Annotated in this window: 10 protein-coding genes; 5 read left to right on the top strand and 5 right to left on the bottom strand. The window is 66.6% G+C overall.

Going from position 1 to position 10,128, the window contains the following annotated elements:
* Positions 1–78 precede the first annotated feature (78 nt).
* Entirely contained in the window at positions 79–1,545 is a 1,467-nt protein-coding gene (locus L8F96_RS14560; RefSeq protein WP_334656377.1) for a lipopolysaccharide biosynthesis protein, read from the top strand.
* Positions 1,546–1,552: 7 nt separating this feature from the next.
* Here the strand turns inward: L8F96_RS14560 and L8F96_RS14555 are convergent, their stop codons facing one another.
* Positions 1,553–1,981: a CBS domain-containing protein gene (locus tag L8F96_RS14555; protein WP_125946525.1), complete on the bottom strand. Its 429-nt coding sequence runs from the start codon at positions 1,979–1,981 to the stop codon at positions 1,553–1,555.
* 102 nt (positions 1,982–2,083) lie between these two features.
* On the opposite strand from L8F96_RS14555, the gene L8F96_RS14550 reads away from it, so the two are divergent.
* Positions 2,084–2,389, top strand: a complete 306-nt coding sequence (locus L8F96_RS14550) for a hypothetical protein (protein ID WP_231621953.1) — start codon at positions 2,084–2,086, stop codon at positions 2,387–2,389.
* A 133-nt stretch (positions 2,390–2,522) separates the two neighbouring features.
* Here L8F96_RS14550 and L8F96_RS14545 read toward each other — a convergent pair whose 3' ends face one another.
* From L8F96_RS14545 to hisS, 4 genes are all read right to left on the bottom strand, one after another.
* On the bottom strand, positions 2,523–3,416 hold the full coding sequence (locus tag L8F96_RS14545) for a DUF4167 domain-containing protein (RefSeq protein WP_296222667.1): 894 nt from the start codon (positions 3,414–3,416) through the stop codon (positions 2,523–2,525).
* A 257-nt stretch (positions 3,417–3,673) separates the two neighbouring features.
* The gene (gene prmC, locus L8F96_RS14540; protein ID WP_125946527.1) at positions 3,674–4,489 is read right to left on the bottom strand and encodes a peptide chain release factor N(5)-glutamine methyltransferase; all 816 of its coding nucleotides are present in this window, start codon (positions 4,487–4,489) and stop codon (positions 3,674–3,676) included.
* Complete coding sequence (gene prfA / locus L8F96_RS14535) at positions 4,482–5,555, bottom strand: peptide chain release factor 1 (RefSeq protein ID WP_125946528.1); 1,074 nt, start codon at positions 5,553–5,555, stop codon at positions 4,482–4,484. The genes prmC and prfA overlap by 8 nt, the downstream gene beginning before the upstream one ends.
* Positions 5,552–6,802: a histidine--tRNA ligase gene (hisS, locus tag L8F96_RS14530; protein ID WP_334656375.1), complete on the bottom strand. Its 1,251-nt coding sequence runs from the start codon at positions 6,800–6,802 to the stop codon at positions 5,552–5,554. Before hisS ends, prfA begins: the two co-directional genes overlap by 4 nt.
* A 48-nt stretch (positions 6,803–6,850) precedes the next feature.
* On the opposite strand from hisS, the gene L8F96_RS14525 reads away from it, so the two are divergent.
* The 3 genes from L8F96_RS14525 to ppa are packed head-to-tail and all read left to right on the top strand — an operon-like array spanning position 6,851 to position 10,068.
* A complete protein-coding gene (locus L8F96_RS14525; RefSeq protein WP_046409589.1) occupies positions 6,851–7,495 on the top strand; it encodes a DUF1345 domain-containing protein in 645 nt (214 codons plus the stop codon).
* Positions 7,496–7,528: 33 nt separating this feature from the next.
* On the top strand, positions 7,529–9,445 hold the full coding sequence (locus L8F96_RS14520; protein WP_046409587.1) for a M61 family metallopeptidase: 1,917 nt from the start codon (positions 7,529–7,531) through the stop codon (positions 9,443–9,445).
* Positions 9,446–9,492: 47 nt separating this feature from the next.
* On the top strand, positions 9,493–10,068 hold the full coding sequence (ppa, locus tag L8F96_RS14515) for an inorganic diphosphatase (protein WP_046409585.1): 576 nt from the start codon (positions 9,493–9,495) through the stop codon (positions 10,066–10,068).
* Positions 10,069–10,128 lie beyond the last annotated feature (60 nt).

Below are 10,128 nucleotides of genomic sequence, written 5' to 3'. Positions count from 1 at the left end.
CTACACAACTCCAACAAAACCACGCTTTTCCGCGGGTTTTAACTTGCCCTGAAGCCGCACTGCTGTAGCGAATCAGCCATGGACGCCCCCGCCAGCCCGCCAAAACAGGTCGAATCGTTCGCCAGCCAGGTGCGCAATGCGGTTATCTGGCGCTCGGGCACGCAGATCGCGGCGCAGCTGGTGCAATGGGCCTCCACGTTCCTGGTCATCCGGATCCTGTCACCCGGCGACTATGGGCTGTTCGCCATGACCGGGGTCGTCATGGCCTTTCTCAACATGCTGAACGGCTACGGGCTGGCGAGCGCGGTGGTGCAGCAGCGCCACATCACCAGTCGGCAGGTCCAGCAATTGTTCGGCATGCTGATCGTGCTGAACCTGTCGCTGGGCGCGGCGCAGTTCCTGCTCGCGCCGCTCGCCGCCGCTTATTACCGCCAGCCGGAGGTCGCGCATCTGCTGCGTGTCCAGGCGCTGATCTATTGCGGCACGCCGTTCATCGCCCTCCCCCAGGCGCTGCTGAGCCGAGAGATGGATTTCCGCCTGCAGGGCCGGGTCAACATCCTTTCCTCCGTAGCGGGCGCAACGACCGCATTGGGCGGGGCTTATGCCGGCTGGGGCGTATGGACATTGGTGTTCGCGCCCATGGTGCTGTTCGCGACGCGCGCGCTGGGCATGACGATCGCGGCGCGCATGTGGATCCGGCCGATATTCGACTTTCGCGGGGCCGGCGCGCTGGCCCGGTTCGGCGGAATGATGGCTGCGAGCCAGCTGTTCTGGTTCCTCCAGAGCCAGGCTGACGTGTTCATCGCGGGGCGGCATCTGAGCGTCTATGATCTGGGCATCTATACGACCAGCCTGTTCCTGGCGCAGATCTTCGTGTCCAAGTTCGTGCCCCCGCTGAACGAAGTCGCCTTTTCCGCCTTTGCGCGCATCCAGCATGATCGTACGGCGACCGCCGCCGCCTTCATCAAGGGCGTGCGCATTGTGATGCTGGCCGCGTTGCCCTTCTATGTCGGGCTGGCGGTGACGGCAGAGCCGTTGGTGCTGGTGATGCTGGGGGAGAAATGGGCGGGCGCCGCCCCGGTCGTCCGGCTGCTGGCGCTGGCCATGCCGTTCATGACGCTCCAGGTATTATTTTCCCCGGCGTGCGATGCGCTGGGTCGGCCCGGGATCGGCGTGCGGACGGGCGCGATCGGCTCGATCATCCTGGCGGCCGGCTTCCTGGTGGGCGTGCGCTGGGGCGTAACCGGCCTCAGCCTGACCTGGATCATCTGTTATCCGCTCTACCTGGCGATCAGCTGCTCGCTGGCCCTCCCGGTGATCGGCGCGCGGGTGCGCGACATGGCGCGGGCGATCGCGCCGACGCTGGTGTCCGCCGGGGTGATGGCCGGCATTGTCGTGCTGGTCGATCGCGCGGTGGATTGGCCGCCGGTGCCGCGGCTGCTGATGCTGGTGAGCGTCGGCGCCGCGACCTATGGCGCGATGCTGCTGGTGGTGGCGCGCCCGCTGGTGCGCGAGACAGTCGCGCTGGTGCGCAACCGGGTGTGACGCGCAGCTAGGCCTGCTGGATATAGTCGCGCATCGCCGCGGCATCCGCCTCCACACGATCGATGCGGTATTTGACGAGATCACCGATCGAGACGATGCCGACCATCCGCCCCTGCTCGATCACCGGCAGGTGGCGGATGCGGCGCCGCGTCATCAATGACAGCGCCCCCATCACCGCATCCTGCGGCGAGACGGTGACGGCGGGTGCGGTCATCACCTCGCGCACGGGGCGATCCAGCACGCTCGTGTCGCCTTCCTTCAGGCAATAGATGACATCGCGTTCCGAAAATACGCCGGCGACCTCTCCGCCATCGAGCACGGGCACCGCGCCGATGCGTCGGTTGGCCAGCAGCGCCACTGCGTCGCGAACCGAATCGCCAGCCGTTACCGTCACGATGTCGTGACCCTTGCCGCTCAGGATTGCCGCGATCGTCAACGCCTCTCTCCTTATCGTCAGAGGGCCCGTGCGACGGCTCAGGAGCCGATCGCGGGCGCCTTCATGCTGGAAGACTGCGCCATTTCACGGCAAATGGAAAGCATGAGCCGCCTTGATGACCCTGAATACGCCCGTTTCGCCTGGGCACGATTTCGCCGCCTGTTGAGCTGGAGCGGCGTCATCGGCGTGATCGCATCGGTCCTGGCGATCTGGCTGGTCGGACGCGCCTATGGCGAGCTTAACTGGATCGCGGCGCTTGCCACCGTGGGCGGTGTGACAGGATCGGTGCTGATGGCGGGCGCGCTGATGGGCCTCACCTTCCTGTCGTCGGGAACCGGCCATGACGAGGCGGTCGACACGCGCGATTTCGAGGAACGCGACAATGCAGGGAATGTGGGCCGCCCCTGACGCGCCCAGCGTTTCCCGCGAATCCGATCATCAACAACCCGGCCCCCGATGACGGGTCAGAAATGACGAAGGGCCAGTGACGCGCCTTGCGTCACCGGCCCCTGGTTGATCAGCAATCGCCAATCGGTTCGCTTCAGGCGTCGACTTCCGCCGGTGCCACGATCGTCCGACGGCGCCGCGGCTTGGGCGACGCATCCCCCGCCGGATCCTCAGCGCCGATTGCCGGCGGCAGCGCGCTGGCATCGAAGCCAAGCTGATCGCCGTCCTCGGCCACCACCTTGCGCGGGCGACCGCGACGCTTGGGCGCCAGCGTCGCATCGGCCGATCCCTCGCCCGCTACCGAAGACTGGCTCACCGGCGGCTGGCTCGTCGGCGCTTCGGCGTCGCTGGTCAGTGCACGATCCGGCGCGCCGGCATCATTGCCCGAAGAAGCGACGTCGCCGCCAAATTCCTCGCGCGGCTGGCCGTCGCGCTGCCCATTATACCGCGGGCGGCGTTCGCGCTGGCGATCACCATCCGATCGGCGATTGTCGGAGCGCTGCACCGCACCCTGCTCACCATCGGCGCGCTGTTCGTCGTCGCGGTGCATGCGGGCACGATCGTCATCGCGCTGGCCGCGGGGACGATCATCACGCTGGCGCGCACTGCGGTCACCGCGGTCGTCCTGACCGCCACGACCCTGCTCATCCGCCCGGATCGCCTCGCCCTCGTCGCCATATTCCTCGTCGCCGTCGAAGTCGTTCTGCGGGCGGCGTTCGCGGTTATTATCCTCGTACCGGCCGCGCTGGTCGGCGAGCACGCGGAAATAATGGTCAGCGAACTGGAGGTAATATTCGGTGTTTACCCGATCGCCCTGGCGCTGCGCGTCCGACGCCATGTTCTTGTACTTTTCGTACAACTGGCTGGCGTTGCCGCGCGCGCGACTGTCAATCCGATTGCCGTTATCGCGCGAACCCTGGTTCCCGCCACCTTGCGGGCGCTGTCCACCGCGGCCGCGACGACGGCCGTTCTGACGATTGTTGATCAAAATACTGTCCTCGTCCTCAAACCAAAAACGGCCTTGCTCCCGGGATATTCGGTGCAACATTCCCCGGCCCGGGCGGAAGCGGCGGGTAACGCCGCACCTTCAAGGCCTGCCATGGCCGCCGGACTGCAGCGGCTGATGACGAAGGGTGGGCGATCCGCCCAATTCAACAGACAATGTTGATTTGCGTGCCCCTGCGCTCGCCATAGCTGCTGAGCGGGCTATCTCAAAGAGAAATATTGTGAACCGGCCGTGTCGTTTCAAGGCGTGATAACAAGGCAACGGTCACGTCCCGCCAAGTCCTGCCGACATGTGACGTGAAGTCCCTCCGCCGTGAACAACGCACCGGCGGAGTGACGCTGATCCGCGCCGATCTCCACACAGGCGACGCCGCCCGGCGCGATCTGACGCCGGAGCAACGGCGCGATCCGCGCATAATCCGTGAGCCCGTCGGCGCCCGCATAGAGCGCGGAGGCGGGTTCGTGCCCGGCAACCTCGACCGGGAGGGCGGCATCACGCGCGATATAAGGCGGGTTGCACAGAACCAGGTCGAATTGCTGGCCGGTACCGTGCCAGTCGCCGGCCAGGATCGTGGCGCGGCCGGGCGCAATCCGGGCTGCATTGGCCGCCGCAATGTCGAGCGCGGCCGGCGACGCATCGATGCCGACCCCGGTCGCAGCCGGCCACTGGTCCAGCGCGGCGAGCAGCAACGCGCCGGAGCCTGTCCCCAGGTCGAGGATCGTGCCGGGTCCCGATGTGCCGGCGAAAAAGTCCACCGCGGCCTCGATCAGCGTCTCGCTGTCAGGACGGGGGATGAGGACGCCGGGAGCGACGGCGAGGTCGATCGTCCAGAAGGCACGCGTGCCGGTGATATAGGCGATGGGCTCATGCGCGGCGCGGCGCTCCACCAGATCGGCGAAACCGGGGGGGACCGGCTGATCGCCGAGGGTCAGCAACAGGCGTTCGCGGGTGATACCAAGCGCGTGGGCGAGCAGCAGCTCGGCATCGAGCCGCGGCGTTTCGGAGAAGCCGAAGCGCGCCGCCGCGGCATTGAGCGCGGCGCGCGCCTCAGCCATCGAGCGTGGCCAGCCGCTCCGCCTCATCCTCCGCGATCAAGGCGCCGATCAGCTCGTCCATGTCGCCGGCGAGGATTTCGGGCAGGCGATGCAGCGTCAGGTTGATGCGGTGATCGGTCACGCGCCCTTGCGGGAAATTGTAGGTGCGGATCCGCTCCGACCGGTCGCCGCTGCCGACCATCGACTTGCGCGCCCCGGCGCGTTCCGCGTGAAGCCGCTCGCGCTCCATTTCATAAAGGCGCGTGCGCAGCACCTTCAGCGCCTTGGCCTTGTTCTTGTGCTGCGACTTTTCATCCTGCTGGATCACCGTCAGCCCCGTGGGGATGTGGACGATGCGCACCGCGGAGTCGGTCGTGTTGACCGACTGGCCGCCGGGGCCGGACGAGCGATAGATGTCGATGCGCAGATCCTTGTCGTCGATCTGCACGTCGACGTCCTCCGCCTCCGGCAGCACCGCGACCGTGGCCGCCGAGGTGTGGATCCGCCCGCCGCTTTCGGTGACGGGCACGCGCTGCACGCGGTGGACGCCGCTTTCGAACTTCAGTTTCGCGAACACGCCGGTGCCGGTTACGGAGGCGACCACTTCCTTGTAGCCGCCGGCATCGCTTTCCGAGGCGGAGATCAGCTCGACGCGCCACCCCTGGCGCTCCGCATAGCGCTGGTACATGCGGAACAGGTCGCCGGCGAACAGCGCAGCTTCGTCGCCGCCGGTGCCGGCGCGCACTTCGAGCATGGCCGAGCGTTCGTCCGCCGCGTCGCGCGGCAGCAGCGCCAGCGCGAGCTTTCGATCGGCCGCCTCGAGCGCGACCTTGTTCTCGCGCAGTTCGTCCTCGGCCATGGCGCGAAGCTCTGCGTCACCGTCGCCGGTCATGTGCGCGAGGCTTTCGGCCTCCTGCCGCAGCCGACGTACTTCGGCCGCCGCCTGCGCGACGGGCTCCAGCTCGGCATATTCCTTCGACACCGCGACGAAGCGGTCGCCCGGCAAATCGCCGGTCGACATCAGCGCGGCGAGTTCGTCCCGCCGCGCCTCGATCTGGCGGATCCGGTCCAGCGAGATGGCGGTCATTGATTGGCTGCGATCACCGGATCGACGATGGCGCGCACCTGATCGATCTCGTCCTGCCCGGCGCCATAGCCGCGCTGCGACACCTGAAGCGCGCCGTCGCGCAGCGACAGGCTCATCGTCTGCGAGGGCTTGCGCTTGAGCGCCTTGTCGAACCGCTTGCGCGGGCTGCCCTCGATCGTCGCTTCGGCCGCGACACCGCCGCGGCGAAGCGCGGCGACAGCCGCGGTCGCCAGCAGCTCAAGCCCGGTGCTCTCAGCGATTACGTTGACCGGGCCGGCGAATTCCGGCTCTTCCAGCAGCATCGCCAGCCGCTCGACGCCAGCTGCCCAGCCGACGCCAGCGGTCGGCTGGCCGCCCAGGCTTTCGACGAGGCCGTCATAGCGCCCGCCGGCCAGCACCGTGCCCTGCGCGCCGAGGCGATCGGTGACGAACTCGAACGCGGTGTGGCGGTAATAGTCGAGGCCGCGGACGAGCCGGTCGTTGCGGGTCCACTTCACGCCCGCCGCATCGAGGCCGGCGGTCACCGCATCGAAGAAGGCGCGCGCCACCTCGGTCAGGAAGTCGTCGATCCCGGGCGCGGCATCGGCGATCGGGCGATCGCGTGGATCCTTCGAATCGAGGATGCGCATCGGATTCTTGTCGAGCCGGGTCAGGCTGTCCTCAGACAGGTCGCCGCGATGCGCCTCGAAATGGGCGACCAACGCCGCGCGCCAGGCGTCGCGGGTTTCCGCGTCGCCCAAGGTATTGAGCTGAAGCGTCACGCCATCGGCGATGCCGAGTTCGTGGAGCAGCTGATCGGCGAGCGTCAGCAATTCGACATCGGCCGCCGGTTCGGGCGCGCCGAGGATCTCGGCATCGATCTGGTGGAACTGCCTATAGCGGCCCTTCTGCGGGCGTTCGTAGCGGAACACCGCGCCAGAGGTCGCGACCTTCAGGGGCGCGAACTGCTGCCACCCCTCGGTCAGATAAGCGCGCGCGATGCCGGCGGTGAGTTCCGGCCGCAGCGTCAGCGAATCGCCACCGCGATCGGGGAAGGTGTACATTTCCTTCGACACGACATCGGTCGTCTCGCCGATCGAGCGGGCGAACACCTCGGTCGCCTCGAACATCGGGATCTCGACACGCTGGAAGCAATAGAGCTTGCGCACGCGATCGAAGGTGTCGAGCACCTGCGCGAAGCGGCGCTGGTCGCTGCCGAAAATGTCCTGCGTGCCGCGCACGCGATTGGGAGTCTGGATACGGGCCATCACGGCCGCATCTAGGCGCGCGTTGCGCGGCGCGCTAGCACCTGACGCATGACAAGGGCACGCAGCGAGTGGCGGGTCGGCAACAGGATCGCTCCGGCGCGCTTCCTGGCCTTCGTCGGCCTGCTGATCATCGCCTGCGGCATTGCGGTGATTGTCGGCACCACGCCCGGGCGCGCGCTGATGATCGGTTTCGACACGGCGAGCGTGGTCTTCCTCGTCTCGCTATGGCCGCTGCTCGACGACAAGACCGCGGACATGCGGCGGACGGCCGAGCGCAACGACGCCAACCGATCCGCCCTGCTTGTCCTGACGGCATTGGTGATGGCCGTAATCCTGGTGACGGTGGCCAGTGAACTGAGCGCCGAGCGCGTCGACAAGGACCGGGTGCTGATCATCATCACGCTGGCGGCGGCATGGCTGTTCTCGAATATCGCTTACGCCCTGCACTATGCCCATCTCTTCTACACTCAGGATGGGGGGAAGGACGCCAGGGGGCTGGATTTCCCGACCGGCGACGCACCGGATTATTGGGACTTCATCTATTTCGCCTTCACGCTGGGCATGACGTTCCAGACCGCCGACGTGGCGATCCAGTCGCGCGCGATGCGCCGGGTGGTGATCGGCCACGGGCTGGCGGCGTTCATCTTCAACCTGGGCGTCGTCGCCTTCACGATCAACATGCTGGGCAATTGAGCTTCGCGGCGTTGGCCGCTAGCGGGGTCAGCCATGTTCCGTATCGTCATTGCGGGCGCGCTGCTCGCGTCCACTGCCGCCGTTGTCGCCCAGGTTCCCGCCGGCAACTCGACTCCCCAGCCCGCCGCCATCGTCGACACGATCCCGGCGCCGGTCGACCAGCCCTATCCCGGCACGATCGCGCTGAAGGTCGATGCGACCGACATCGGCCGCCGCATCTTTCGCGTCACGCAGACGATCCCGGTGGCAAAGGCCGGGCCGACGGTGCTGCTGTACCCGGCATGGCTGCCCGGCAAGCACGGGCCGCGCGGCGAGATCGAGAAGCTGGCAGGGCTGGTGTTCAAGGCCGATGGCAAGGTCATTCCGTGGACGCGCGACACGGTCGATGTCTTCGCCTTCCACCTCGACGTGCCGCAGGGCACCAAGACGATCGAGGCGAGCTTCCAGTTCATTTCCGCCACCAAGCCCGATCAGGGCCGCGTGGTGATGACGCCGGACATGCTGAGCCTTCAGCCCAATTCGGTGAGCCTCTATCCGGCCGGCTATTTCACCCGGCAGATCCCGATCCAGATGACGGTCACCTATCCGGAGGGCTGGACCGCGGCCGGCGCGGTGCCGGCAAAGGTGAACGGTTCGACCTATGTCTACCAGACGACCGACTATGACACGCTGGTCGATTCGCCGATCCTTGCCGGGCGCTATGGCAAGACATGGCCGCTCAGCAACCGGGTGAAGCTGGCGGTTTATGCCGACACGCCGGGCGAGCTTGCCGCCACGCCGGCGCAGATCGACGCGCACAAGCGACTGGTCGATCAGGCGGTGAAAACATTCGGCGCGCAGCATTACGACAATTACACATTCCTGCTGTCGATCACCGACAACCTCGGCAGCATCGGGCTGGAACATCACCGGTCGAGCGAGAATGGCGTGACGCCGGGCTATTTCACCAAGTGGAATGACGGGCCCGGCCGGCGCAACCTGTTGCCGCACGAGTTCACCCACAGCTGGAACGGCAAGTTCCGGCGCGGCGCGGATTCGTGGACGCCCGATTTCCGGATGCCGACGCGCAATTCGCTGTTGTGGGTGTACGAAGGGCAGACGCAATTCTGGGGCTATGTCCTCCAGGCGCGTTCGGGTCTCGTCTCGAAGCAGGATACGCTGGACCAGTTGGCGGCGATTGCGGCGCTGTATGACAGCCAGCCTGCGCGGCAGTGGCGCCCCCTGATCGACACCACCAACGATCCGGTGATCTCCGCCCGTCGGCCCAAGGGCTGGTCGAGCTGGCAGCGCAGCGAGGATTATTACAACGAGGGCCTGCTGGTCTGGCTCGAGGTCGATTCGATGCTGCGCCAGTTGTCGGGCGGCAAGAAATCGATCGACGATTTCGCCAAGGCGTTTTTCGGCGTGCGTGACGGCGACTGGGGCGTGCTGACCTATACGTTCGACGATGTCGTCGCGACGCTGGACAAGATCCAGCCGCACGACTGGCGCGGGCTGCTGACGCAGCGGCTGACTGAAAATGCCAAGGGCGCGCCCCTGTCCGGGTTCGAGCGCAACGGTTACCGGCTGGTCTATGCGGCCGAGCCGACGGCGTCGTTCCGTGCCAACGAAAAGACCCGCAAGCACACCGACCTGACCTATTCCGGCGGGTTCGTGGTCGGCCAGGGCGGCGACGTTACCGGCGTCACCTGGGGATCGCCTGCATTCGACGCCGGGCTGACGATCGGCACCACGATCGTGTCGGTCAACGGCCAGAGCTATTCCGACGACCGGCTGAAGGCAGCGATCACCGCGGCCAAGGACAACCAGCAGCCGGTACAATTGTGGGTCAAGAACGGCGATACCTACCGTCAGGTGGCGCTCGACTGGCGCGGCGGGCTGCGCTACCCGCGGCTGGAAAAGACCGGTGCGGGAGAGACCGGTCTCGATCGGCTGCTCGCACCGCGCTGACCCGCGGGGCGGCAACCAGACACATTCAAGGACAAGGGACTTACAGCATGCGCATCGACATGGTGCCGACGGGCGACAACCCGCCGCACAGCCTGAACGTCATCATCGAAGTGCCGACCGGTGGCGAGCCGGTGAAATATGAGTTCGACAAGGCCAGCGGCGCGCTGTTCGTCGATCGCATCCTGCACACGCCGATGCGCTATCCGGCGAATTACGGCTTCGTGCCGCACACGCTGTCGCCCGACGGCGATCCGCTCGACGCGCTGGTGGTGTCGCGCTCGCCGTTCATCCCGGGCTGCGTCGTGCGCGCACGGCCGATCGCAGTGCTGAACCTCGAGGACGAGGCCGGCGGCGACGAGAAGCTGGTGTGCGTGCCGGTGGATCAGACCTTCCCTTATTATTCCAAGGTCGGCGAGAAGGACGATCTGCCCGAAATCGTGTTCGAGCAGATCGAGCATTTCTTCACCCACTATAAGGACCTGGAGAAGAAGAAGTGGGTCCGCATCGGCAAGTGGGGCGGCGCCGAGGAAGCGCGGCAGATTACCGTCGAGGCGATCGAGCGCTACAACGAGGCCAAGAAGCAGGGCGAAGAGCCGCACGACCACGACGTTCCGGGTCGCTGATCACCCTCAGCCGGTAGAGTGATGACGGGCGCCACCCCTGGACGGGCGGCGCCCATTGTC

Source organism: Sphingomonas panaciterrae (assembly GCF_036890205.1).
GTDB classification, from domain to species: domain Bacteria; phylum Pseudomonadota; class Alphaproteobacteria; order Sphingomonadales; family Sphingomonadaceae; genus Sphingomonas; species Sphingomonas panaciterrae.
This window is presented reverse-complemented; position numbering and strand designations above follow the sequence as displayed.